Annotated in this window: 27 protein-coding genes; 17 read left to right on the plus strand and 10 right to left on the minus strand. The window is 56.3% G+C overall.

Annotated features, from left to right (window positions below):
• Positions 1 to 25: 25 nt before the first annotated feature.
• Positions 26 to 583, minus strand: a complete 558-nt coding sequence (locus P6287_RS01365; RefSeq protein WP_061718408.1) for a DcrB family lipoprotein — start codon at positions 581 to 583, stop codon at positions 26 to 28.
• A gap of 116 nt (positions 584 to 699) precedes the next feature.
• Positions 700 to 1,365, minus strand: coding sequence for a 7-cyano-7-deazaguanine/7-aminomethyl-7-deazaguanine transporter (locus tag P6287_RS01370; protein WP_137384947.1), 666 nt, complete (start codon positions 1,363 to 1,365; stop codon positions 700 to 702).
• Positions 1,366 to 1,558: 193 nt separating this feature from the next.
• On the opposite strand from P6287_RS01370, the gene tusA reads away from it, so the two are divergent.
• The gene (gene tusA / locus P6287_RS01375) at positions 1,559 to 1,804 is read left to right on the plus strand and encodes a sulfurtransferase TusA (protein ID WP_036649974.1); all 246 of its coding nucleotides are present in this window, start codon (positions 1,559 to 1,561) and stop codon (positions 1,802 to 1,804) included.
• Here tusA and P6287_RS01380 read toward each other — a convergent pair.
• Both P6287_RS01380 and P6287_RS01385 read right to left on the minus strand, forming a co-directional pair.
• Complete coding sequence (locus tag P6287_RS01380; protein WP_277974393.1) at positions 1,801 to 4,077, minus strand: zinc/cadmium/mercury/lead-transporting ATPase; 2,277 nt, start codon at positions 4,075 to 4,077, stop codon at positions 1,801 to 1,803. The genes tusA and P6287_RS01380 overlap by 4 nt on opposite strands.
• Positions 4,078 to 4,169: 92 nt before the next feature.
• Positions 4,170 to 4,799: a lysoplasmalogenase gene (locus tag P6287_RS01385; protein ID WP_101763104.1), complete on the minus strand. Its 630-nt coding sequence runs from the start codon at positions 4,797 to 4,799 to the stop codon at positions 4,170 to 4,172.
• Between the two features lie 164 nt (positions 4,800 to 4,963).
• Between P6287_RS01385 and P6287_RS01390 the strand changes: the two genes are divergently transcribed.
• Complete coding sequence (locus P6287_RS01390) at positions 4,964 to 5,320, plus strand: DUF2500 domain-containing protein (RefSeq protein ID WP_101763103.1); 357 nt, start codon at positions 4,964 to 4,966, stop codon at positions 5,318 to 5,320.
• A gap of 40 nt (positions 5,321 to 5,360) precedes the next feature.
• Here P6287_RS01390 and P6287_RS01395 read toward each other — a convergent pair whose 3' ends face one another.
• Together P6287_RS01395 and rsmD are read right to left on the minus strand one after the other, a co-directional pair.
• A complete protein-coding gene (locus P6287_RS01395) occupies positions 5,361 to 5,630 on the minus strand; it encodes a DUF1145 family protein (protein WP_008109883.1) in 270 nt (89 codons plus the stop codon).
• Positions 5,620 to 6,216, minus strand: a complete 597-nt coding sequence (gene rsmD, locus P6287_RS01400; RefSeq protein ID WP_101763102.1) for a 16S rRNA (guanine(966)-N(2))-methyltransferase — start codon at positions 6,214 to 6,216, stop codon at positions 5,620 to 5,622. The genes P6287_RS01395 and rsmD overlap by 11 nt, the downstream gene beginning before the upstream one ends.
• A 232-nt stretch (positions 6,217 to 6,448) precedes the next feature.
• Here rsmD and ftsY point away from each other — a divergent pair, with 232 nt between their 5' ends.
• From ftsY to rpoH, 4 genes are all read left to right on the plus strand, one after another.
• A complete protein-coding gene (gene ftsY / locus P6287_RS01405; RefSeq protein ID WP_277974394.1) occupies positions 6,449 to 7,894 on the plus strand; it encodes a signal recognition particle-docking protein FtsY in 1,446 nt (481 codons plus the stop codon).
• A gap of 5 nt (positions 7,895 to 7,899) precedes the next feature.
• The gene (ftsE, locus tag P6287_RS01410; protein WP_008109888.1) at positions 7,900 to 8,568 is read left to right on the plus strand and encodes a cell division ATP-binding protein FtsE; all 669 of its coding nucleotides are present in this window, start codon (positions 7,900 to 7,902) and stop codon (positions 8,566 to 8,568) included.
• Positions 8,558 to 9,541 carry a permease-like cell division protein FtsX gene (gene ftsX / locus P6287_RS01415; RefSeq protein ID WP_101763100.1) on the plus strand — a complete coding sequence of 328 codons (984 nt, stop codon included), beginning with the start codon at positions 8,558 to 8,560 and terminating at the stop codon, positions 9,539 to 9,541. Before ftsE ends, ftsX begins: the two co-directional genes overlap by 11 nt.
• 239 nt (positions 9,542 to 9,780) lie before the next feature.
• Complete coding sequence (gene rpoH, locus P6287_RS01420; protein ID WP_064737937.1) at positions 9,781 to 10,638, plus strand: RNA polymerase sigma factor RpoH; 858 nt, start codon at positions 9,781 to 9,783, stop codon at positions 10,636 to 10,638.
• Between the two features lie 95 nt (positions 10,639 to 10,733).
• Here rpoH and panM read toward each other — a convergent pair whose 3' ends face one another.
• Both panM and P6287_RS01430 read right to left on the minus strand, forming a co-directional pair.
• Positions 10,734 to 11,120, minus strand: a complete 387-nt coding sequence (gene panM, locus P6287_RS01425) for an aspartate 1-decarboxylase autocleavage activator PanM (protein WP_192236041.1) — start codon at positions 11,118 to 11,120, stop codon at positions 10,734 to 10,736.
• Positions 11,121 to 11,205: 85 nt separating this feature from the next.
• Positions 11,206 to 11,331, minus strand: coding sequence for a hypothetical protein (locus P6287_RS01430; RefSeq protein WP_255527713.1), 126 nt, complete (start codon positions 11,329 to 11,331; stop codon positions 11,206 to 11,208).
• 191 nt (positions 11,332 to 11,522) lie between these two features.
• Here P6287_RS01430 and P6287_RS01435 point away from each other — a divergent pair, with 191 nt between their 5' ends.
• From P6287_RS01435 to ugpQ, 10 genes are all read left to right on the plus strand, one after another.
• On the plus strand, positions 11,523 to 12,650 hold the full coding sequence (locus P6287_RS01435) for a branched-chain amino acid ABC transporter substrate-binding protein (protein ID WP_061718403.1): 1,128 nt from the start codon (positions 11,523 to 11,525) through the stop codon (positions 12,648 to 12,650).
• Between the two features lie 66 nt (positions 12,651 to 12,716).
• Complete coding sequence (gene livH / locus P6287_RS01440) at positions 12,717 to 13,643, plus strand: high-affinity branched-chain amino acid ABC transporter permease LivH (protein WP_101763097.1); 927 nt, start codon at positions 12,717 to 12,719, stop codon at positions 13,641 to 13,643.
• Complete coding sequence (locus tag P6287_RS01445; protein WP_110868130.1) at positions 13,640 to 14,911, plus strand: high-affinity branched-chain amino acid ABC transporter permease LivM; 1,272 nt, start codon at positions 13,640 to 13,642, stop codon at positions 14,909 to 14,911. Before livH ends, P6287_RS01445 begins: the two co-directional genes overlap by 4 nt.
• Positions 14,908 to 15,675, plus strand: a complete 768-nt coding sequence (livG, locus tag P6287_RS01450) for a high-affinity branched-chain amino acid ABC transporter ATP-binding protein LivG (protein ID WP_110868131.1) — start codon at positions 14,908 to 14,910, stop codon at positions 15,673 to 15,675. The genes P6287_RS01445 and livG overlap by 4 nt, the downstream gene beginning before the upstream one ends.
• Before the next feature lies 1 nt (position 15,676).
• A complete protein-coding gene (livF, locus tag P6287_RS01455; RefSeq protein ID WP_101763094.1) occupies positions 15,677 to 16,390 on the plus strand; it encodes a high-affinity branched-chain amino acid ABC transporter ATP-binding protein LivF in 714 nt (237 codons plus the stop codon).
• A gap of 283 nt (positions 16,391 to 16,673) precedes the next feature.
• Positions 16,674 to 17,990 (plus strand): sn-glycerol-3-phosphate ABC transporter substrate-binding protein UgpB, encoded by a 1,317-nt coding sequence (gene ugpB, locus P6287_RS01460; protein WP_277974395.1) that lies wholly within the window; start codon positions 16,674 to 16,676, stop codon positions 17,988 to 17,990.
• A gap of 63 nt (positions 17,991 to 18,053) precedes the next feature.
• Positions 18,054 to 18,941 carry a sn-glycerol-3-phosphate ABC transporter permease UgpA gene (gene ugpA, locus P6287_RS01465; RefSeq protein WP_101763092.1) on the plus strand — a complete coding sequence of 296 codons (888 nt, stop codon included), beginning with the start codon at positions 18,054 to 18,056 and terminating at the stop codon, positions 18,939 to 18,941.
• Complete coding sequence (gene ugpE / locus P6287_RS01470) at positions 18,938 to 19,783, plus strand: sn-glycerol-3-phosphate ABC transporter permease UgpE (RefSeq protein ID WP_101763091.1); 846 nt, start codon at positions 18,938 to 18,940, stop codon at positions 19,781 to 19,783. Before ugpA ends, ugpE begins: the two co-directional genes overlap by 4 nt.
• On the plus strand, positions 19,784 to 20,857 hold the full coding sequence (locus tag P6287_RS01475) for a sn-glycerol-3-phosphate import ATP-binding protein UgpC (protein WP_277974396.1): 1,074 nt from the start codon (positions 19,784 to 19,786) through the stop codon (positions 20,855 to 20,857).
• A complete protein-coding gene (ugpQ, locus tag P6287_RS01480) occupies positions 20,854 to 21,597 on the plus strand; it encodes a glycerophosphodiester phosphodiesterase (RefSeq protein ID WP_110868135.1) in 744 nt (247 codons plus the stop codon). The genes P6287_RS01475 and ugpQ overlap by 4 nt, the downstream gene beginning before the upstream one ends.
• On the opposite strand, the gene P6287_RS01485 is transcribed toward ugpQ, so the two are convergent.
• A complete protein-coding gene (locus P6287_RS01485; RefSeq protein WP_101763088.1) occupies positions 21,594 to 21,872 on the minus strand; it encodes a DUF2756 domain-containing protein in 279 nt (92 codons plus the stop codon). The two genes, ugpQ and P6287_RS01485, sit on opposite strands and share 4 nt — an antisense overlap.
• Before the next feature lie 328 nt (positions 21,873 to 22,200).
• On the opposite strand from P6287_RS01485, the gene ggt reads away from it, so the two are divergent.
• Complete coding sequence (ggt, locus tag P6287_RS01490) at positions 22,201 to 23,952, plus strand: gamma-glutamyltransferase (protein ID WP_110868136.1); 1,752 nt, start codon at positions 22,201 to 22,203, stop codon at positions 23,950 to 23,952.
• Between the two features lie 68 nt (positions 23,953 to 24,020).
• Here the strand turns inward: ggt and P6287_RS01495 are convergent, their stop codons facing one another.
• Positions 24,021 to 24,512, minus strand: coding sequence for a GNAT family N-acetyltransferase (locus P6287_RS01495; RefSeq protein ID WP_101763085.1), 492 nt, complete (start codon positions 24,510 to 24,512; stop codon positions 24,021 to 24,023).
• Between the last annotated feature and the right edge of the window lie 136 nt (positions 24,513 to 24,648).

Here is a 24,648-nt window from a genome sequence, read left to right on the forward strand (position 1 = left end):
CCTGCCGTTCGAAGGATGAAGGGTATTATTTCAACGTGATGCTTTTGACGATCCCATCAGCATCGCTTTGCGCTTGCTGCTGGTTGTCGGCTGGCAAGGTAATTTGCAGCGTCAGCAGTTTGCCATCCACTTTCGCCAGAATCACCGAAGACCATGAGGTCTGATTGTTGGCAGAAATCACCGTATCCAGCTGCTGTGCCGGCTGGTCTTTCAGCGTCACCGCTTTGTTAGACACCACCTGCAGCTGTGGGTCGCGACCGCGCTGCTGCTGTTCCAGACGCTGTGCCAGCGCATCAAGCGCTTCGTTGGTGGGATCGCCGGCAATCACGATAATCGCGCGCTGACCGGTTTCGTCGGCATAGACGTGCATGTTGGTGGATTCAGAGCCGAGCTTGCCGCTCTTGTCAGACATGCCCGCCGGTAGAGAGAAACTCAGTTTGCCGTCCATCAGGTTAACCGTCTGGGCCGACTGGCTGGCGCTCGCACCGTTGCTGTTCGCTGCCGCATCATCTTTCTTCTGGTCACATGCCGCCAGGCCGATAACCAACAGGCCAATACCCACATATTTCACTACGTTACGCATTCTTTTCCCTTTTACATGATTCCAGTCAGCCGTTATACAAGCGGATTTAGTTAGCAAAAGCAACCGCGGGAGTGTCAGGAAATCTTAGCGTAATGCGGCATTTAGTGTATGTGCAATTAGCCGAAATTGATCTGCTGCTGCGCGGAACGTTCGGCTAAGCGCTTCAGCATGGCATTTAGCAGCACGCCGTAAGCGGGCAGGAAGAAGATCATGCAGATCAGCACTTTGAAGCTGTAATCCACCAGCGCGATTTCGACCCAATGCGTGGCCATAAACGGATCTGGGCTCTTGTAAAAGGCGATGAAAAAGAAGGCCAACGTATCGCTGATATTACCGAGGAACATCGCTGCCGCTGGCGCAATCCACCACTGCGATAAACGGCGCAAACGGTTAAAAACGTGTACATCGAGGATTTGTCCCAGCGCATAAGCCATAAAGCTGGCGCAGGCGATACGGGCAACAAACAGATTCACCTCTTCCAGTGATGCCCAACCTTGCCATTCGCCCTGATAGAACACGCAGGAAACAATGTAGGAGATCACTAGCGCGGGAATCATCACCGCCAGAATAATGCGACGTGCCAGCGGCGCGCCAAAGATGCGCACGGTCAGATCGGTGGCGAGGAAAATAAACGGAAAGCTAAACGCGCCCCATGTGGTGTGAAAACCGAAGATGGAAACCGGCAGCTGGACCAGATAGTTACTGGAGGTGATCACCAGCAGATGGAATAGCGATAGCCAAAACAGCGCATGCATGCGCTGACGTGCAGAGAAGTTAATCATTGTAAGCCTTTTTAGTGATGGGGTGAGGGAACCCAGATTCGTGCATTGGCACGGTGGTAAATAAAAAATCGGCGGCATCTTAACGCGTTGCGCAATTTATGCAATGGTTAATTTTAACGCAATCGTTATCGCCTTGCGTTGGCTTATTCGCGCGCTAGAATGAGCGCCCATTACCCACTACAGACAGAGAATCATGAGCGATCCCTTTTCTGCGCCTGACCATCAGCTTGATGCCCTTGGCCTGCGCTGCCCGGAGCCGGTAATGATGGTGCGTAAAACCGTGCGCAGCATGCAGGCCGGTGAAACCTTGCTGATCATTGCTGACGATCCCGCCACCACGCGCGATATCCCCGGTTTCTGCCGCTTTATGGAGCATGAGTTGCTGGCACAGCAGACCGAAAGCCTGCCGTACCAGTTTCTAATTAAAAAAGGCGCCTAACGCTGACGCAGCAAGCGCAGCGCGTTGGCTGTCACCAGTGCGGTGGCACCGGAATCCGCTAAGACCGCCAGCCACAAACCGGTGAAGCCGAGCAGCGTGGTGACCAGAAAAATCGCCTTTAATCCCAACGCCAGCGCCACGTTCTGACGAATGATGGCGCGCGTGCGCCGTGCCAGCACAATGGTGCGCGGCAGAATCGCCAGCTGATTTTGCGTTAATGCCACATCCGCGGCTTCCAGCGCCACATCGGTGCCGCTGCCCATCGCAATGCCGATGGTGGCGGCTTTCATGGCGGGCGCATCGTTAATGCCATCGCCGACCATTGCCAATGCGTGCTGTGTGCCTAACGTCCTCACCGCCGCAACTTTATCGGCGGGCAGTAAACCTGCGCGGTAATCGATGTTGAGCTTAGCGGCAATGGCCGCAGCCGCGCGTGGATTGTCGCCGGTCAGCATCATGCTGTTAACACCAAGCTTCTTCAGTTCAGACAGCGCGCTGAGGGCTTCAGCGCGCAACTGATCCTGCAAGGCTAACGCGCCAAGAACCTGCTGCTCCTGCAACAGCAGCACCACAGTTTGGCCTTGCGCTTCCAGCTGAGCAATCTGCTGCTGTTGTGCATTATCAAGATGGCTGACTTCGCGCGGCGTCAGCAGTTGATAGGTCACGCCATCTATCGCAGCACGAATACCACTGCCGGCCAGCGTTTGCTGCTGTGCAGCTTGCGGAAGCCTGAGCGCGCGCCGCTCGGCCTCGCTGACAATCGCCCGCGCCAGCGGATGGGTGGAACCCTGTTCAACGGCGGCGGCGATGGTGAGCAAGTTGTTTTCCGCCATCACGCCAAATGGCTGGATGTGGCTGATCTGCGGTTTACCGGCGGTCAGCGTGCCGGTTTTGTCGAACGCCATCATATTTACGCGACTGAGCCGCTCCAGCGCCGCGCCGCCTTTGATCAGCGCGCCCTGACGCGCGGCAGCAGCCAGGCCGGAAGTGATGGCAGCGGGCGTGGAGATCACCAGCGCACAGGGGCAACCAATCAGCAACAGCGTCAGCCCTTTATAAATCCACGGCAACCACGCGCCAAAGCTCAGTAGCGGCGGCAGCACCATCACCAGCAGCGCCAGCAGCATAATGGCGGGCGTATAGATGCGGCTGAAGCGATCGATAAAGCGCTCAACCGGCGCACGATGGGTTTCGGCTTCCTCAATCAGTTGCAGGATGCGGTCGATGGCACTTTGGCCCGGCTGGGAAATGACTTTCAGCGTCACCAGACGATCAAGGCTGGTGGCACCGGCCATGATCAGCTCGCCTGGCTCACGCGCTACCGGCAACGATTCACCGGTCAGCGCGCTTTCATCAAAGCTGGCGCTGGCGTGCAGCAGTTCGCCATCGGCGGGTAAACGTCCGCCGGCCGCCACTTCAATCACATCGCCGGGCTGCAGCGCTTCTAAGCGGACGTTTTCCCGCTGTGTGCCGTTGATGCGCGTGGCGGTAGCGGGACGCAGCGCCATCAGCGCGGTGACGCCACGGCGTGCGCGTGCGGCGGCGTACGCTTCGAGGCGTTCACCCAGTTGAAACAGCAGCAGCACCATCGCGGCTTCGGCGTGCGCGCCAATCACCAGCGCACCGGCGGCGGCAATGGTCATCAGCATCTCAATGCTGAACGGCGAACCACTGCGCAGGAGCTTCCAGGCGCTGCGCGCGATCGGCGCTAAACCTATCAACGTGGTGGCGATAAACAGGCGATCGCCCCAAACCGGCGAAAGCTGGCTCAGCAGCCAACTGGCGAGCATCAGTACGCCAAGCAGCAGCAAACCGACGTTTTCCTGCCAGCGGCTTTCGGGTTGTGGCGACGATGGGGAGTCGTTGGCGCTCAGCGCGAAGCCGGCATTTTTCACCACCTGTTCAATGGTGGCGCGGATATCCTGGTCGGCATCGACCACCAGTTTTTCACTGGCAAAAATCACGCGTGCTTTTTGAACCTGCGGTACACGTTGCACGGCGGTTTCGATTTTACGCGCGCAGCTGGGGCAATCCATGCCCGCAATCTGCCAGCGGAATTGATGTGAAGAGAGGGCGGGCCTGTCGCTTTCGGCGTCGCTTTCGCCGCCTGGCGATCCGCTGTCGCTGTCACAGCAGCCGCAATCGCTGTCTGGCGTAACGGGCTGCGCCGCGGAGATGTTCAATGTTGCGGGTTTTACGCTGCGAATCGAGCATAGCGGCTGTGGCTGACGATGTGATTTGCCACAGCGGCAAGGGTGAGCATGTTGATGCATGTAACCTCCGGAATCAGGGGCGGGCTGATGCCCGCGCCCTAATGCTACACTCTGGAGTGGACTCCAGAGTCAAGCGGAAGGTAAGGTTATCTTCAGTAGAGCCACAGTGAACGCACAATCATGAAGTGACCGGCGAAGTAGCAGGCGGCGACAATCGCGCTATCGGCGCTGAAACGGCGGCGATAATGCGAGATAAACCAGACAATATTGGCTAACAGCAGCAACGCGGCACCCACCAGCAGCGAGAAACTGAAGTCAGTTGGACGGAAGAAGTAGTTCTCCGCCGCCATCCAGTTCATCACTAGCGTCATGCCGATCAAGGTGCAGATAGGCCAGCGCAGATCTTCCAGTTTGCTCCACAGAATCCCGATAACGATCACGCCAATGATCAGGAAGGTGAGGGGAATCGGCCAGAAGAAACTCATGGTCATGTGTGCGGCAAAACTGATGGTGTACAGCAGATGCGACAGGAAGAATGCGCCTAGCGCATAGAGCATTTGCTGACGCGGTAACAGCATTAACGCGTCACCCACCAACGTGGCGACCAGCCCGGCCAGAATCAAATAATCGGTGGTGTTGAAGGTTGGCGCTTGCCACGCCCAGGCAACGAGTAACAGCAAGGTGACAGGTTTAAATAGCCAGCGTTGCCATTGCGGACCGCGATATGAAGCATCGACGTAAAGCCAGCCGGAAAAAAGTACGGCAAGGAAAGACCAAAGCATGTTTTCTCCCTTTTCTGGACGAAATGTCCGCCAGTTTGATGAATTTTCCCAAAATCACCCTCTCAGTGTAAGTTACCGGCGCCAAATGTGACAATCAGCCGACTCTGGTTGTATGCTTTGTCGTCTTTACCCGTTCCGAATTAACGCAAAGCACGAGATAAATCATGAGCAAACCACCGCTAATCTTTTTCATCGTACTGGCCATTATTGCCGTTTTGGCGACCCGTCAGTTTATTAAACAGCGCCGCGAAACGGCGGTGAACGATGCCTCGCCGGTGCGCTCGCTGAGCGTGGAAGTGAAAACCAAACGCGAATTTCCGTCGCCCAATCGCCGTTCACGTCAGCGTGAAGAGATTGTGGCGGAAGAGATGAAATATGAAGCCTGGTTCCATCCGTTGAACGGTGCCAGCGATATTAAAGTGACGGTGAATGCGAACCAGTATCACCAGATCGATAAGGGCGCTAAGGGCGAGTTGAAGATGAAAGGCACGCGTTTTGTGAGTTTTACTCCGGCCCAATAGGGCCGCCATTCATGGCGACCTGGCTATAAACCGCACGAAACTACATCTTCGGATAATGCTTTTTCTGCCACGCCAGCAGCTCAAACACGCCAAAAAAGAAGATCTTCGCCTGGGTTACGCCGCTCAGTTTTGGGGCGTCTTTTGGCTGGGTGGCGCGCAGCAACACTAGCTGCAGGCCGTGCATAATCACCATAAAGAACAGCGCCACGTGCACGAAATAGCGCAGCGGCGTTGGGAAAGGTTGCACCAGATTGAGCAATAAAAAGGCCCAGACGCAAATCATCAGCAAACGTCCCAAATTAAGCCACATCGTGCGTCTCCTGTTGGCGTTGATATAAGCGATAAGCCACCTGACCGGCAATCTTCTCGCGGTACAAATCCCAATTTGCGGGTGCGACAGGCGTGCCATTTTCCACTTCGCTCTCGACATAAATCAGCGCTTCAGCCGCTAACCAGCCATTTTGCTCCAGCAGCGACAATGTTTCCTGTAACAGCCCTTTACGGAAAGGCGGGTCAACAAACACCACGTCAAACGGTTCGCCCGGCTGGCTTAACCACTGCAGCGTGTTGGTTTGCACCACTTTTGCCTGCGTAGCACGCAGCGTTTGCAGATTCTGTGACAGCTGTTGCGCCACCGAACGCTCCAGCTCCAGCAGCGTGGCCGACGCTGCATAGCGAGACAGCGCTTCCAGCCCTAACGCGCCGCTGCCGGCGAAGCAATCGAGGCAGCGCGCTTCCTGAATATCCGGCGCCAGCCAGTTAAACAGGGTTTCACGTACGCGATCGGTGGTCGGGCGCAAACCTGCGCTATCCGGCACCGGTAATTTACGGCCGCGCCACTGACCGCCAATGATGCGGATCTGGCCAGCGCTGCTGCTGCGGGGGGATTTACTCATTTCGCTCACAACTCGTCATATTTTGTTGCGTAGTTTAACGGGCGTAGCGGGCAGAAGAAACGTTAAAAAAGGGTGCTGTGGTGCGCTGGCTGGAAAGTGTTAGACTACTGAGTTGGTATAGCGCGCGTAATTACCTGATTTTTACGCCGCTCACCCGCTTAAAATTGAATATTTTATCCCCTGGGAACAAGCGTGCTACCGGGAATAAGCCATCGAGGAGTAGGGTCACACAATGGCAAAAGAGAAAAAACGCGGCTTTTTTTCCTGGTTAGGCTTTGGCAAAGAAGAAGAGACGCAACAACCTGCTGAAGAGCAGCAGCAAACTGCCGAGGTGGTCGCTGAGCCTGCCGTTGAAGAGAGTGCGCTCGATCGCGCCGAAGCGCAGGCTGTTGAAACCGTCGCCGTCACTGAACAGGTGGCGGAACAGCAGCAGGTTGAACCGGAACTGATTGAAGAGCCGGTCATCGAGCTGCAGGAACCTGAGCCGGTTACCGCAATCGTTGAAGAGGTGCTGCCAGAAGAGATAGCAGCGCCGGATGTGGCACCGATCGAAGAAGAGCCGCAGCTGGAAGAGCTGGCGCTTGATGAGCCTGAACTGCACGAAGAAGCGCCATTAACTGACGAAGAACTGGAAGCGCTGGCGTTAGCGGAAACCTATGCGGAAGATGCTGAGCTAGCCGAAGCCACGCAGGATACCGTGAGCGATCTGCCGCTGGCCGCTGCGCCAATCATCGCGCAGGAGCAGGAGCGTCCGACCAAAGAGGGCTTCTTCGCCCGACTGAAACGCAGCCTGGTAAAAACCCGCGAAAACCTCGGTTCGGGCTTTATCAGCCTGTTCCGCGGCAAGAAAATCGATGACGATCTGTTTGAAGAGCTGGAAGAGCAGCTGCTGATTGCCGACGTTGGCGTCGAAACCACCCGCCGCATCATCACCAATCTGACACAACAGGCCAACCGCAAGCAGCTACGCGATGCGGAAGCGCTGTATGGCCTGCTGAAAGCGGAAATGTCCGGTATTCTGGAAAAAGTGGATCAGCCGCTGGAAGTGGGTGGCAAAATGCCATTCGTCATCCTGATGGTGGGCGTCAACGGCGTGGGTAAAACCACCACCATCGGTAAGCTGGCGCGTCAGTATCAGGCGCAGGGCAAATCGGTGATGCTGGCAGCGGGCGATACCTTCCGTGCCGCCGCCGTTGAGCAGCTGCAGATTTGGGGCCAGCGCAACAACATTCCTGTGGTGGCGCAGCATACCGGCGCAGATTCTGCCTCGGTGATTTTTGACGCCATCCAGGCAGCCAAGTCGCGCAATGTGGATGTACTGATCGCCGATACCGCGGGTCGTCTGCAGAACAAATCGCACCTGATGGAAGAGCTGAAGAAAATTACCCGCGTGATGAAGAAGCTGGACGAAGATGCGCCGCATGAAGTGATGCTGACGCTCGACGCCAGCACCGGGCAAAACGCTATCAGCCAGGCCAAACTGTTCCATGAAGCGGTGGGCCTGACCGGCATCACCCTGACGAAACTGGATGGAACCGCCAAAGGCGGCGTGATCTTCTCGGTTGCCGATCAGTTCGGCATTCCGATTCGTTATATCGGTGTTGGGGAAGGCATCGAGGATTTACGGCCGTTTAAGGCCGCAGACTTTATTGAGGCACTGTTTGCCCGAGAGGAATGATTGGGATGATTCGCTTTGAAGAGGTCAGTAAAGCTTACCTGGGAGGACGTCAGGCGCTGCAGGGAGTGGATTTCCATCTGCGTCCCGGCGAAATGGCGTTCCTGACCGGCCATTCCGGTGCGGGGAAAAGTACCTTACTAAAGCTGATTTGTGGCATTGAGCGCCCGAGCGCTGGGCAGATCTGGTTTAGCGGCCACGATATTTCGCGTCTGCGTCACAGCGAAGTGCCTTTCCTGCGACGCCAAATCGGCATGATTTTCCAGGATCACCATTTGTTGATGGATCGTTCGGTCTACGACAACGTGGCGATCCCGCTGATCATTTCCGGTGCCAGCGGCGAAGATATTCGTCGGCGCGTGTCGGCCGCGCTGGATAAAGTCGGCCTGCTCGACAAAGCGAAAAGCTATCCGATTCAGCTCTCTGGCGGTGAACAGCAGCGCGTTGGCATTGCCCGCGCGGTGGTGAACAAGCCTGCGGTGCTGCTGGCGGATGAACCCACCGGGAACCTCGACAATGCGCTGTCGGAAGACATCCTGCGCCTGTTCGAAGAGTTCAACCGCGTTGGTGTCACGGTGTTGATGGCAACGCACGATGTCGGGCTGATTGCACGCCGGAATTACCGCGTGATGACGCTTAATCAGGGACGTCTGCACGGAGGCCACGATGGTCAATAAACGCAACAAGCGCGCACCAGCGCCGAAAGCGAAGCAGCCCTCTAAAAGCAAGGCGCTGAAAGGCGGCTGGCAAGAACAGTGGCGCTATGCGCTGCGCGGCACGCTGTCGGATATGTGGCGTCAGCCGCTGGCGACGCTGCTGACGGTGATGGTGATCGCCATTTCCCTGACGCTGCCGAGCGTGTGCTACATGGTGTGGAAGAACGTCAGCCAGGCGGCGACGCAGTGGTATCCCGCGCCGCAGCTAACGGTTTATCTGGATAAAGCGCTGGATGACACTGCAGCGGAGAATGTCACCGCGCAGCTCAAGCAGCTCGATGGCGTGGACAACGTCAACTATCTGACGCGTGAAGAAGCGTTGAATGAGTTCCGCAACTGGTCTGGTTTTGGTGGTTCGATGGACATGCTGGAGCAGAATCCGCTGCCGGCGGTGGCCATCATCACGCCTAAACTTAATTTCCAGAATTCGGACACCATGGCGAATCTGCGCGATCGCGTATCTAAAGTGCAGGGCGTTGATGAAGTGCGTATGGATGACAGCTGGTTCGCGCGTTTAGCGGCGCTAACCGGGCTGGTGGGACAGATTGCCTCAATGATTGGCCTGCTGATGGTGGTTGCGGTGTTCCTGGTGATCGGCAACAGCGTGCGGCTCAGCATCTTTGCGCGGCGCGATACTATTAACGTGCAGAAGCTGATTGGTGCCACTGACGGCTTTATCCTGCGTCCATTCCTGTACGGCGGTGCGCTGTTAGGTTTGGGCGGCGCGGTGCTGTCGCTGCTGCTCTCGGAAGTGCTGGTGTTGCGCCTGCAATCGGTGGTGGCGCAAGTAGCAACCGTATTCGGTACCACCTTTGTGCTGGAAGGTTTTTCCTGGGATGAAGGGCTGCTGTTACTGCTGATCGCTGCCATCATCGGCTGGATTGCCGCCTGGCTGGCAACAGTGCAACATTTACGCCGTTTTACGCCGCAGTAACCAAAAGCAACGTTTTTTGCTATACTCTTCCTCTGCTGCCGACGACCTGGGAGCAGAGGAATTCTCCTATATCCCCCGCCGTCATCTGTGTGTAAAATATTCACTGCTATAATTGAACTTGTGGATAACTTTGTCGTCCAAGTAGCACAGATTGCTTCTGGTTTTTTCGCGACGTTGACATAATGTAGCGTCTGCGCAAGGAACTGTGCAGCAAGTCCATTGAATTTGTGAGGGTTTGAATGACCAAAGAAATGCAAACTTTAGCGATTGCTCCTCTGGGTAACCTGGAATCTTACGTTCGGGCTGCCAACAACTGGCCGGTGCTGACGGCAGAAGAGGAAAAAGCATTGGCTGAGCGGCTGCATTACCAGGGCGATCTGGATGCAGCAAAGACGCTGATCCTGTCTCACCTGCGCTTTGTTGTTCATATTGCTCGTAACTACTCCGGTTACGGCTTGCCGCAGGCGGACCTGATTCAGGAAGGTAACATCGGCCTGATGAAGGCGGTGCGTCGCTTCAACCCTGAAGTCGGCGTGCGTCTGGTGTCGTTCGCCGTGCACTGGATTAAAGCAGAGATTCACGAATACGTGCTGCGTAACTGGCGTATTGTGAAAGTCGCGACCACCAAAGCGCAGCGCAAGCTGTTCTTTAACCTGCGTAAAAGCAAACAGCGTCTCGGTTGGTTCAACCAGGACGAAGTAGAAATGGTCGCACGCGAGCTGGGCGTGAGCAGCAAAGACGTGCTGGAAATGGAATCGCGCATGGCTGCGCAGGATATGACTTTCGACATGTCGTCTGATGACGAAGCAGGCGAAGGCAAAGCGATGGCGCCGGTGCTGTATCTGCAGGATAAAACCTCTGACTTTGCCGATGGCATCGAAGAGGACAACTGGGATGCACATGCGGCTGACAAGCTGAGCGATGCGATGCTGAGCCTCGACGAGCGTAGTCAGGACATTATCCGTGCCCGCTGGTTGGACGATGACAACAAAACCACGCTGCAGGAGTTGGCCGACAAATACGGCGTCTCTGCGGAGCGCGTGCGTCAGCTGGAAAAGAACGCCATGAAGAAACTGCGTGTGGCGATTGAAGCCTGATAGTGATCGGGTGGAAAAACGGGGCGACTTTTAAGTCGCCCTTTTTATTACCTGGTCGCTACGCATCACGTTCAGACATTCCGCGCGACATCCTTTCAACGTACCCAACCATCAGCCTGCGCACGAAAACCACAAGCCTGCATAAACGCCGCACGCACCCCCTGATCGGCGTCGCCGTCATCGGCAATCCACCAATCTGCTAACGCGCTATTCTGCGCGATTGTCTCTTCCAGCAAGTATTGCCCCACGCCACGTCGACGCGTGACTTCGCGAACGTTGAGGTGGGTGATTTTCCCCTGCGTGCCGCTGAGGGTCAGCTGCAGCGCCGCCAGTAATCGGTCGTTAAAACGCGCCGCATACAAACGCTGCGTGTCGCTGAGTTGTGCTTCCAGTTGCACAATATCGATTTCCGGCCAGACTTTAGCTAAATCGATACGATCCTGAGCGGTTAACGATGCTAAGCGCTGGATTGTCAGCTTCATACCTAATACCTGTACTAGTGCAAAGGCGATAGTGTAGCGAATTTAGACAGTCAGAGCGCTGTCACTTTTTTCTGATGAAAATAGGTCAAATGCCGGTCAGTTTGCCAGGATTGTGGAGTAAGCCATCAACGATAGTTGAAAAAGCCAGCATAACGCGCTGGTATCCTGCTGAAAAATCGGCCATAACAACCAGACGATTCTGCTGATCCACTCAGTCAATTCTGAATATGTCAGTTGATTTACAGAAGAAAGTTCCTGTTTAATAACCTGAAAAATAAAGCCTTATTACCTATAAATGCCAGAAAAGCGTGCTAACCCATTATTGCAGAATGAGTTTTCCTCTTTGACTGGCAGAAAATAAACAATCACAACAAACACGACACAACAGATGGGGAAGTTCGCATGAAAATGAGTAAAGGACGCGCATTACTGGCGGGCTGCGTTGCCCTGGCGATGAGCCATGCGGCGCTGGCTAAAGACATCAAAATTGCCATCGTAGGCGCATCAACCGGTCCGGTCGCGCAGTACGGTGACATGCAGTTTACCGGTGCCGCGCAGGCGATTAAGGACATCAACGCCAAAGGCGGCGTTAACGGTGACAAACTGGTTGGCGTGGAATATGACGATGCCTGTGACCCGAAACAAGCGGTTGCGGTTGCCAACAAAGTGGTTAACGACGGCATCAAATACGTTATCGGCCATCTGTGCTCCTCCTCTACTCAGCCAGCTTCAGACATCTATAACGATGAAGGCGTGCTGATGATCACCCCAGCCGCTACCGCGCCTGAACTGACTGCACGTGGCTATGCTGACGTGCTGCGTACTACTGGCCTGGATTCCGATCAGGGCCCAACGGCGGCGACCTACATCCTCGACCACATCAAGCCAAAACGTATCGCTGTGGTGCATGACAAACAGCAATATGGTCAGGGCCTGGCGGAATCGGTGCAGAAAACCCTGAAAGCCAAAGGCGGCAACGTGGTGCTGTTTGAAGGTATCACCGCCGGTGATAAAGACTTCTCCACGCTGATTGCGCGTCTGAAGAAAGAAAACGTCGATTTCGTTTACTACGGTGGCTATTACCCGGAGCTGGGCCAGATTCTGCGTCAGGCAAAATCCGCTGGCCTGAATGCCGGCTTCATGGGTCCGGAAGGCGTGGGCAATGCTTCTCTGTCTAACATCGCTGGCGATGCGTCTGAAGGCCTGTTCGTGACCCTGCCGAAACGTTATGACCAGCTGCCAGAGAACAAGGCGATTGTTGATGCGATTAAAGCCAACACCGCGTCTAACCGCAAAGATCCAACCGGTCCGTTCGTCTGGACCACCTACGCGGCGATTCAGTCGCTGGTGGCCGGAATCGAACGCAGCAAGAGCGATGAGCCTGATGCAATTGCGAAGAACCTGAAAGAGGGCGCTGCCGTTCCAACCGTGATGGGCAACCTGAACTGGGATGAGAAAGGTGACCTGAAGGGCTTCGAATTTGGTGTCTTCAAATGGCACAAAGACGGCTCTTCTACCGCAGTTAAGTAATCCCCCAAAATTCCCTTTCCCGCACGCGGGAGAGGGAATTATTCAGCTCCAGAGCAGGTCCTCACTATGTCCGAGCAGTTTCTCTATTTTATTCAGCAGATGTTCAACGGGGTGACCCTCGGGAGCACCTACGCGCTGATCGCCATCGGTTACACCATGGTTTACGGCATTATCGGCATGATCAACTTCGCCCACGGCGAGGTGTATATGATCGGTAGCTATGTCTCCTTTATCGTGATTGCCGCCCTGATGATGATGGGCATCGATACCTCGTGGCTGATGATCGCCGCCGGTTTCGTGATGGCGGTGATCATCTCCAGCGCCTATGGCTGGAGCATCGAGCGCGTGGCGTACCGGCCGGTGCGATCGTCCAAGCGCCTGATCGCGCTGATCTCCGCGATCGGGATGTCGATCTTCCTGCAAAACTACGTCAGCCTGACGCAAGGCTCGCGCGATCTTGCGCTGCCAAGCCTGATCACCGGCCAGTGGACGCTGGGCGAAAGCAACGGCTTTGCGGCCACGCTCTCCACCATGCAACTGGTGATTTGGGTGGTGACCTTCCTGTCGATGCTGGCGCTGACGCTGTTCATCCGTTATTCACGCATGGGCCGCGCCTGCCGCGCCTGTGCAGAAGACCTGAAAATGGCCAGCCTGCTGGGTATCAACACCGATCGCGTTATCTCTCTCACCTTTATCATTGGTGCCGCGATGGCCGCGGTGGCGGGCGTATTGCTCGGTCAATTCTATGGCTCCATTAACCCATTCATCGGCTTTATGGCCGGGATGAAAGCCTTCACCGCCGCGGTATTAGGCGGTATCGGCAGTATTCCAGGCGCGATGATTGGCGGCCTGGTGCTGGGCATTGCAGAAGCGCTGACCTCGGCGTATCTGTCGACCGAATATAAAGATGTGGTCTCCTTCGCGCTGCTGATTGTGGTGCTGCTGGTGATGCCAACCGGGATTCTTGGCCGTCCGGAGGTGGAGAAAGTATGAAACGCCTCGGTTTGGTCAACGCCGTGATCTCCACGGTGATGTTGCTGATTCTCGCCACCTTCTTTATGGGCGTGCGCCTCGATCTGGACGGCACCAAACTGGTGGTCGCCAATGCGGGCGCGGTGCGCTGGAACTGGATCTTCATGGGTTGTGCGGTGGTGTTTGTCTTCCAGCTGCTGCGTCCGCTGGTGCAGGGTAAATTCAAACGCAGCGGCAAAGGTTTTGTTCTGCCGGGTTTTGATGGATCAACGCCAAAGCAGAAGCTGTTGATGGCGCTGGTGATTGCCGCCGCCGTTATCTGGCCGTTTCTGGTCTCGCGCGGCAGCGTCGATATAGCCACGCTGACGCTGATCTACGTAATGCTCGGGCTCGGATTGAACGTGGTGGTGGGTTTGTCTGGTTTGCTGGTGCTGGGCTACGGCGGTTTCTACGCCATCGGCGCTTACACCTTCGCGTTGCTTAATCACTATTACGGTTTTGGTTTCTGGGAAAGTCTGCCGCTGGCCGGTTTAGTCGCCGGTGCGTTTGGCCTGATGCTCGGCTTCCCGGTGCTGCGCCTGCGCGGTGACTATCTGGCGATCGTCACGCTCGGCTTCGGTGAAATCGTGCGTATTCTGCTGCTGAATAATACCGCGATCACCGGCGGCCCGAACGGCATCGCGCAGATTCCCAAGCCAAGTCTGTTTGGTCTGGAGTTTGGCCGCCGCGTCAGTGAAGGCGGCTGGAGCACTTTCCATGATTTCTTTGGCCTGAAATACGATCCCAGCGACCGCGTGATTTTCCTCTATCTGGTGGCGCTGCTGCTGGTGGTGCTGACGCTGTTTGTGATCAACCGTTTGCTGCGTATGCCGCTGGGCCGCGCGTGGGAAGCGCTGCGTGAAGATGAGATCGCCTGCCGTTCGCTCGGCCTGAGCCCAACGCGCATCAAGCTGACCGCTTTCACCATCAGCGCCGTGTTCGCAGGCTTCGCGGGGACGCTGTTCGCCGCTCGTCAGGGCTTCGTCAGCCCGGAATCCTTCACCTTCGTCGAATCGGCCTTTGTGCTGGCGATTGTGGTGTTGGGCGGCATGGGTTCGCAGCTGGCAGTGATCCTTGCAGCGATTCTGCTGGTGGTATCACGCGAGCTGATGCGTGATTTGAACGAGTACAGCATGCTGGTGCTCGGCGGTTTGATGGTGCTGATGATGATCTGGCGTCCGCAAGGTCTGCTGCCGATGAAGCGTCCGCATCTGAAGATGAAAAGCAGTAAACAAGGAGAGCAGGCATGAGTCAGCCTTTATTAGCCGTTGAAGGCCTGATGATGCGCTTCGGCGGCCTGTTAGCCGTCAACAACGTGGCGCTTGAGCTGCATCCACAGGAAATTGTTTCGCTGATCGGCCCGAACGGTGCCGGTAAAACCACGGTGTTCAACTGCCTGACCGGTTTCTACAAACCGACCGGCGGCACCATCAAACTGCGCGATCAACAACTGCAAGGTTTGCCAGGCCAGAAGATTGCGCGCATGGGCATTGTGCGTACCTTCCAGCATGTGCGTCTGTTCCGTGAAATGACGGTGATTGAGAACCTGCTGGTGGCACAGCATCAGCACCTGAAAAGCGGCGTGTTCTCCGGCTTGTTCAAAACCCCGGCTTTCCGTCGCGGTGAGAGCGAAGCGCTGGATCGCGCGGCAACCTGGCTTGAACGCATCGGTTTGCTGGATCTGGCTAACCGTCAGGCGGGTAACCTTGCTTATGGTCAGCAGCGTCGTCTGGAGATTGCGCGCTGCATGGTGACGCGTCCGGAAATCCTGATGCTGGATGAACCGGCGGCGGGTCTTAACCCGCGTGAAACGCACGAACTCGATGAGCTGATCGCCGAACTGCGCGGTGAGCACAAGGTTTCCGTGCTGCTGATTGAACACGATATGAAGTTGGTGATGGGCATTTCTGACCGCATTTACGTGGTTAATCAGGGAACGCCGCTGGCTAACGGCACGCCGGAACAGGTGCGTAACAATCCGGATGTGATCCGTGCTTATTTAGGTGAGGCGTAACATGGCAAACCCGATTTTAACTTTGCAGAATGTCAGCGCCCATTACGGTCCGATTCAGGCGCTGCATAACATTAATCTGCACATCAATCAGGGTGAAATCGTCACGCTGATCGGTGCCAACGGCGCGGGTAAAACCACGTTGCTCGGCACTTTGTGTGGCGAACCACGCGCCACCAGCGGCACCATCACCTTTGATGGTAAAACAATCACCGACTGGCAAACCGCGAAAATCATGCGTGAAGCGATTGCCATCGTGCCGGAAGGCCGTCGGGTGTTTTCGCGCATGACGGTGGAAGAGAACCTGGCGATGGGCGGTTTTTTCGCCACGCGTCAGCAGTATCTGGAGCGTATCGATCGCGTTTATCAGCTGTTTTCACGGCTGGCAGAACGTAAAGCACAGCGCGCGGGCACCATGTCTGGCGGTGAGCAGCAGATGCTGGCGATTGGTCGTGCGTTGATGAGCCAGCCGCGTTTGCTGCTGCTGGATGAGCCGTCGTTGGGGTTGGCGCCGATTATCATTCAGCAGATCTTCGATACCATTGAGCAGCTGCGTAAAGAGGGCATGACCATCTTCCTCGTCGAGCAGAACGCCAACCAGGCGCTGAAGCTGGCAGATCGCGGCTATGTGCTGGAGAACGGCCACGTGGTGCTGGAGGACAGCGGCGAAGCGTTGCTGTCCAACGAAGCGGTGCGGAGTGCGTATTTAGGCGCGTAAGTTGGTGCTCGCTGTCCCCCATCCCGGCCTTCCCCCGCTAGCGGGGGAAGGAGATGCTGCCACATGCAGCTTCAGAACGAACATATGGCAGCATCTTCCTCCCCCATTAATGGGGGAGGACCGAGGAGGGGGACAGCCAGCACGTACCAGCCAGCACTCCTAACCCACCTGTCACATCCCCGTCATAAACCTGTTATTAATCCGTCATTTCCCCGTGTCATGTTACGTCGCGAACTAAAAAATGCGCGTATTCGCGCGTACTTAACAGCACAGGAAAAACCTTATGTCCGCTTTTACGCTTCGTCCCCGCCTGATGAGTGTCTTGCTCGGCCTGGCGCTCAGCGGTAATGCGCTGGCTGCAACTGAGATCCCTTTCTGGCACTCAATGGAAGGCGAGTTAGGCAAAGAAGTTGATTCTCTGGCACAACGTTTTAACCAGGCTCATCCCGATTACAAAATCGTTCCGACTTACAAAGGCAACTACGAGCAGAGCTTAGCGGCGGGTATCGCGGCAGTGCGCGCCGGTAAAGCACCTGCGCTGCTGCAGGTGTATGAAGTCGGTACGGCGACCATGATGGCGTCAAAAGCTATCGTGCCGGTCAACCAGGTGTTTAAAGACGCCGGCGTGCAAATGGATCCCAGGCAGTTCGTGCCAGCCGTTGCCGGTTACTACAGCGACAGCAAAGGCCAGCTGATCTCGCAGCCGTTCAACAGCTCCACGCCGGTACTGTATTACAACAAAGATGCGTTCAAAAAAGCCGGTCTGAACCCGGATCAGCCACCAAAAACCTGGCAGGAGCTGGCGAAAGACGCCGAAGCGCTGCGTAAAGCGGGCCTGACCTGCGGTTACGCCAGTGGCTGGCAGGGCTGGATTCAGATTGAAAACTTCAGCGCCTGGCACGCGTTGCCGGTCGCCACCAAAAACAACGGTTTTGACGGTACCGATGCGGTGCTGGAATTCAACAAGCCGGTGCAGGTGCGCCACATCGAAATGCTGGAAGCGATGAACAAGAAGGGGGATTTCACCTACTTCGGTCGCAAAGATGAATCCACCGCCAAGTTCTACAACGGCGATTGCGGCATCACCACCGCGTCTTCCGGTTCGCTGGCCGACATCAAACACTACGCCAAATTTAACTTCGGCGTAGGCATGATGCCGTACGATGAAACCGTTCCGAACGCACCGCAAAACGCCATCATTGGCGGCGCGAGCCTGTGGGTGATGAAAGGCAAAGATGCCAACACCTACAAAGGCGCGGCGGAGTTCATGAAGTTCCTCGCACAGCCGGAAATCGCTGCCGAATGGCACCAGAAAACCGGTTACCTGCCTATCACCACCGCCGCATACGAACTGACTAAGCAACAGGGCTTCTATGACAAGAACCCCGGCGCAGACATCGCTACGCGTCAGATGCTGAACAAAGATCCGCTGCCGTTCACCAAAGGCATGCGTCTGGGCAACATGCCACAGATTCGTACTGTCGTGGACGAAGAGCTGGAAGGCGTGTGGACCGGCAAACAGGCACCGCAAGCCGCGCTGGATAACGCTGTGAAGCGCGGTAACGAACTGCTGCGCCGTTTTGAGCAGCAAGTGAAGTAACGCTGTTATCTCGGGGCCGACGCCTGGCGTTCGCCCCGATTTTTCTCCTGGATTGAGCCTGCTATGTCCTCATCGCGCCCGGTATTTCGCTCCCGTTTTCTGCCCTATTTGCTGCTGCTGCCGCAACTGGTGATCACGGCCATCTTCTTTCTGTGGCCAGCCGGTGAAGCCTTGTGGTATTCGCTGCAAAGCATTGATCCTTTTGGCATCTCCAGCACCTTCGTCGGAATGGCGAACTTTAAACGCCTGTTCAGCGACGAGTACTATCTGGCGTCCTTTTGGACCACCATTGAATTCAGTGCGCTGGTCACGATTTGCGGCATGACCTTTTCCCTGCTGCTGGCGGCGCTGGTGGATTACGTGATTCGCCTGCGCAAGCTTTACCAAACCTTGCTGCTGCTGCCATACGCGGTGGCGCCGGTGGTAGCGGCGGTGCTGTGGATGTTCCTGTTTAATCCGGGCCTCGGTTTGTTCAGCCATCTGCTGAACCAAATGGGCTACAACTGGAACTACGCGCAAAACAGCGGTCAGGCGATGTTCCTGATTGTGCTGGCGTCGATCTGGCAGCAAATGAGCTACAACTTCCTGTTTTTCTTTGCCGCGCTGCAGTCGATTCCCAAATCGCTGGTGGAAGCGGCAGCGATCGATGGCGCCGGTCCGGTGCGTCGCTTCTTCAATTTATCCCTGCCGCTGATTACGCCGGTGAGCTTTTTCCTACTGGTGGTCAATCTGGTGTACGCCTTCTTCGATACCTTCCCGGTGATCGATGCCGCCACTGGCGGCGGGCCAGTACAGGCCACCACCACGCTGATCTACAAAATCTATCGCGAAGGCTTCACCGGGCTGGATCTCTCTTCCTCCGCCGCGCAATCGGTGGTGTTGATGCTGCTGGTGATTGGCCTGACTATCCTGCAATTCCGCTTTGTCGAGCGTAAGGTGCAATACCAATGATTGAGAATCGACGCGGGCTGGACATCTTCAGCCATACCTTGCTGGTGCTGGGCGTGCTGACCATTCTGTTCCCGCTCTACATCGCTTTTGTCGCGGCGACGCTGGATAACGAGGCGGTGTATCAGGTGCCGATGACGCTGCTGCCGGGTACGCATTTGTGGGAGAACATCGCGCGCATCTGGACGCATGGCGTGAATGGCAACGGCCCGGCATTTGGCATGATGATGCTCAACAGCCTGCTGATGGCGCTCGGCATCACCATTGGCAAAATCAGCGTCTCGATGCTCTCCGCCTTCGCGCTGGTGTGGTTCCGCTTCCCGCTGCGTTCGCTGTTTTTCTGGCTGATTTTTATCACCCTGATGCTGCCGGTGGAAGTGCGTATTTTTCCGACGGTGGAAGTGATTTCGACGCTGAATATGCTCGACAGCTACAGCGGCCTAACGCTGCCGCTGATGGCATCGGCGACGGCCACTTTCCTGTTCCGTCAGTTCTTTATGTCGCTGCCGGACGAGCTGATTGAGGCGGCGCGTATCGACGGCGCCAGCCCGATGCGCTTCTTCTGGGACATTGTGTTACCGCTGTCCAAAACCAATCTCGCCGCGCTCTTCGTGATCACCTTTATCTACGGCTGGAACCAATATCTGTGGCCGCTGCTGATCATCAACGATGCCAGCCTCAGCACCGCCGTCGCCGGAGTGAAAAGCATGATCAACAGCAGCGGCGGGCCGACGCAGTGGAATGAAGTGATGGCGGCAATGTTATTAACCCTGATTCCACCGGTGGTGGTGGTACTCGTGATGCAACGTGCGTTTGTGCGTGGCCTGGTAGAGAGTGATAAATAAATGGCAGGCGTAACCCTTCAGACCGTTACCAAATCGTACGACGGAAAAAATCAGATCATTCAGCCCCTGAATATCACCATTAACGATGGCGAATTTATGGTGATGGTCGGCCCTTCCGGCTGCGGTAAATCGACGCTGCTGCGCATGGTGGCGGGCCTTGAGCGCGTATCGTCGGGCGACATCTACATCGACGACAAACGCGTCACCCACATGGAGCCGAAAGATCGCGGCATCGCCATGGTGTTCCAGAACTACGCGCTCTATCCGCACATGACGGTGGGCGAAAACATGGCGTATGGCCTGAAAATTCGCGGCATGGGCAAAGTGCAGATTGATCAGCGCGTGATTGAAGCCGCGCGCAGCCTCGAACTGGATCATCTGCTGCATCGCCGCCCGCGTGAGCTGTCGGGCGGGCAGCGTCAGCGTGTAGCGATGGGGCGCGCTATCGTGCGTGAACCGGCGGTTTTCCTGTTTGATGAGCCGCTGTCGAATCTGGATGCGCGCCTGCGCGTGCAGATGCGTCTTGAGCTGCAACAGCTGCATCGCCGCCTGAAAACCACCAGCATCTACGTGACGCACGACCAGGTAGAAGCGATGACGCTGGCGCAACGCGTGATGGTCATGAACAAAGGCGTGGTGGAGCAGGTGGGCACGCCGGTGGAAGTCTATGAGCGTCCGGCCAGCCAGTTTGTTGCCTCGTTTATCGGCGCGCCTGCCATGAATTTGCTGCCAGGACAAATCAGCAGCGACGGCACGCGTTTCACGCTGGATGCGCTTAACAGCTTGCTGCTGGGCGAGAGCAGAGCCAAATGGGCCAATCGCCCGCTGACGCTCGGCATTCGTCCCGAACACATTAAACTCAGCAGCCGCGATGCGGGCGGCATTCCGCTGGTGGTAGAAACGCTGGAGATGCTCGGCGCGGACAATCTGGCGCACGGCCGCATCGGTAACGCGCGCATGGTGGTGCGTTTGCCGCACAGCGAGCGCCCGCTGGCGGGCAGCACCTTGTGGCTGCATCTGCCGTCAGATGCGTTACACTTCTTCGATTCAACCTATGGAAAGCGTCTGGAATGAGTCAACACAACTGGCCTTATCCGCACATTGTCGCGCATCGCGGCGGCGGCAAACTGGCCCCGGAAAATACCCTCGCGGCGATTGATGTCGGCGCGCAGCACGGTCACACCATGATCGAGTTTGATGCCAAGCTGTCGCAAGATAAGCAAATTTTCCTGCTGCACGACGACACGCTGGATCGCACCAGCAACGGTTGGGGCGTGGCGGGCGCGCTGTCGTGGCATAAGCTGTCACAGCTGGATGCCGGCGGCTGGTTTAGCCGCGATTACGAAGGCGAACCGCTGGCGCTGCTGAGCGAAGTGGCCGAGCGTTGTCGCCAGCATCAGATGATGGCGAACATCGAGATCAAACCCACCACCGGGCAGGAGGTGGAAACTGGCCGCAATGTGGCGCTGGCCGCACGCGAACTGTGGCAAGGTCAAACCGCACCGCTGCTCTCCTCCTTCTCTTACGCTGCGCTGGAGGCGGCGATGGAGGCAGCACCTGAACTGCCGCGCGGGTTGCTGCTGGATGAGTGGCACGACGATTGGCAGGCGCTGACGGCGCGTCTGGATTGCGTGTCGATCCATCTCAACCACAAATTACTCGACGCCAAACGCACCGCGCAGCTGAAAGCGGCCGGTCTGCATATTCTGGTGTATACCGTGAATCAGCCCGCGCGGGCGCGCGAGCTGTTGAGTTGGGGCGTCGATGCTATCTGCACCGACCGCATCGATATTATCGGTCCCGACTTCCGCTAGTTCTGCTGCTGTTTCTGGCCCGGCTGCGACTGAATCACCCGCTGCTGGGCGCTATCCCGCTGTTCCTGCACCTTGCGCTGGACATCCTGACTTTGCTGCTGCTGATTCTGCTGCAACCTGAGCTTCTGCTGTTGCTGCTGATTCTGCATTTGCGACTGCATCCGCTGCTGGCTTGGGTTGAAGCCGGGTTTGTTCGGGTCGTTGGTGCTGTTCAACGTATTTGCCATGCTGCTTAACGGCAGCAATGCTGCGATCACAATTAGCCATTTGTTCATGGTCTTCCTCCATTCATGCAGCCTGCTGTGTGCTGATGCTGCCAAGGTGGCAACACGCGCTGCAGTCATAAGTTTATGCGATATCACAAACCTATGATCCAGGAGTGCGCCGAATTTAGCTTACTGCTACGCTTTTTACCGTGTTTGCAAACACTTGCATCAATAAATAACAAATGGATACCCATAATAATTCGAGGCGCAGGAAGGCGGCAAACGAGAGAGTCCGATGAGCTTACATAAGTAAGTGATTCGGGTGAACGAGAGCAGCCAACGCATCTGCACCTTGAAGTATGAAGGGTATAAATAACTTTAAAAGGATGGTGGCAGGATGAGGATACAGGGCAACGTGCGTCAGTTCGGCTGGGCATTATTGATGAGTTTTACCGTGGTGCAGGGCGCACACGCTGCGCCCGCCAACGCGCCGCCGGTTTCGTATGGCGTTGATAGTGATACCTTTCACCCGGTAAAAGCCAAACATGGCATGGTGGCATCGGTGGATGCGATGGCGACAGAAGTCGGCGTCGATATTCTTAAGCAGGGCGGTAACGCGGTGGATGCGGCGGTTGCGGTGGGTTTCGCGCTGGCGGTGACGCATCCGCAGGCCGGTAATCTCGGCGGCGGGGGCTTTATGCTGCTACGCACCGCATCGGGCCGCACCACCGCCATCGACTTCCGAGAAATGGCACCGGCGCGCGCGTCACGCGATATGTTCCTTGATAAGCAGGGCAACGCTGATAGTAAGTTGTCACTCACTTCTCACTTAGCCTCAGGCACGCCGGGCACCGTGGCCGGTTTTGCGCTGGCGGCGCAGAAATACGGCACCTTGCCGCTGAGCACATTACTGGCGCCTGCTATCAAACTGGCGCGTGACGGTATCGTAGTGAACGATGCGCTGGCCGACGATCTCGCCACTTATGGCAAAGAGACGCTGATCAATCACGACAACAGCCGCGCGATTTTCTACAAAGCCGACGGTAAGCCGTATCAGAAGGGCGAACGTCTGGTGCAGAAAAACCTCGCGCGCAGCCTGCAGCTGATCGCCCAGCAAGGGCCGGATGCGTTCTATAAAGGCAAAATCGCCGATGAAATTGCCGGTGAAATGGCGCAGCACGGCGGCCTGATCGGCAAGCAGGATCTGGCGGCCTATCGCGCGGTGGAACGTAAACCGGTGAGCGGCACCTATCGCGGCTATGAAGTGTTCTCCATGCCGCCGCCATCGTCCGGCGGGATTCACATCGTGCAGATCCTCAATATCCTGGAAAACTTCGACCTGGCGAAGTTTGGTTTTGGCAGCGCCGATGCGATGCAGGTGATGGCGGAAGCGGAAAAATACGCTTACGCCGACCGTTCCGAATACCTTGGCGATCCTGATTTCGTCAAAGTGCCGCAGCAGGCGCTAACCAGCAAAGCCTACGCCAAAACCCTGGCGCAGCAGATTGACGTCAATAAAGCGCGTCCATCCAGCGAGATCAAGCCGGGCAAACTGGCGCCGTATGAAAGCAATCAAACCACGCACTTCTCGGTGGTGGATAAAGATGGCAACGCGGTCGCGGTGACTTACACGCTGAATACTTACTTCGGCAGCGGCATTGTCGCCGGACAAAGCGGCATCTTGATGAACAATGAAATGGATGATTTCTCGGCCAAACCGGGTACGCCAAACGTCTACGGCTTAGTCGGTGGCGAGGCGAATGCGGTGCAACCGGCTAAACGTCCGCTGTCATCGATGTCGCCCACTATTGTGGCAAAAGACGGTAAAACCTGGCTGGTGACCGGTAGCCCAGGCGGCAGCCGTATTATCACCACCGTGCTGCAAATGGTGGTGAACAGCATCGATTTCGGCATGAACGTCGCGGAAGCGACCAACGCACCGCGCTTCCATCATCAATGGTTGCCCGACCAGTTGCGCGTAGAGAAAGGCTTCAGCCCGGATACGTTGCGCCTGCTGGAAGCCAAAGGCCAGCATGTGAAAGTGATGCCCGCGATGGGCAGCACGCAGAGCATTATGATTGGGCCGGACGGCACGCGTTATGGCGCATCGGATCCGCGTTCAGTGGATGATTTAAGCGCAGGTTATTGAACGCTAATGCGCAATAAATTGCGCCGCTACGGTATGTGCACGCATTTGTAGCGGCGCGATTTAACAGGTTATTTCAAGCGCGCCATATAGTGCGTATCCACCATTTCGCCGTCGCGCATGGCGTGGCGACGTGCGGTGCCTTCGATCTCAAAGCCAAACTGCCGATACAGGCCAAGCGCTTTATGATTATCGGCGAACACCGTCAGCTCAATGCGCGTCACCTGCAGCCAGTTGTCGCACAAATCAATCATCGCTGACATCAGCGCTTTACCGACGCCGCGCCGATGAAAAGCAGAATCGACGCCCATGCCAAAGGTCGCGGTATGGCGACGGCGCGCCACCGACAGCACTTCCACCGTGAGTTGCCCGGCAATCTGATCGTCAATGCACGCCACTAGCATATGCACACCCGGACGCAGATTACTGAGGCGGTCCTGCCACAGCGTCGGCGATTGATACGGCAGATGCAGCGTGTTGGCCTGCGGTTCAGGCTGACTGTACATGCGCGTTAAAGCAGCAGCATCTTCGGGAATAGCGTGACGAACAACGATCTGACTCATGAGCGACTCCTTGTGCAAAATGGATAAAATCCCCTTTAACATCAAGGAATTCTCGCTCTTCGTCAATGCAAAATAATTCGCAAAAGGGCTTTACAGACGCGAATGATAATGATTATTATTGCCATGCGAGCTCGGA

Source organism: Pantoea sp. X85 (assembly GCF_029623675.1).
In the GTDB taxonomy this organism is placed as follows: domain Bacteria; phylum Pseudomonadota; class Gammaproteobacteria; order Enterobacterales; family Enterobacteriaceae; genus Pantoea; species Pantoea leporis.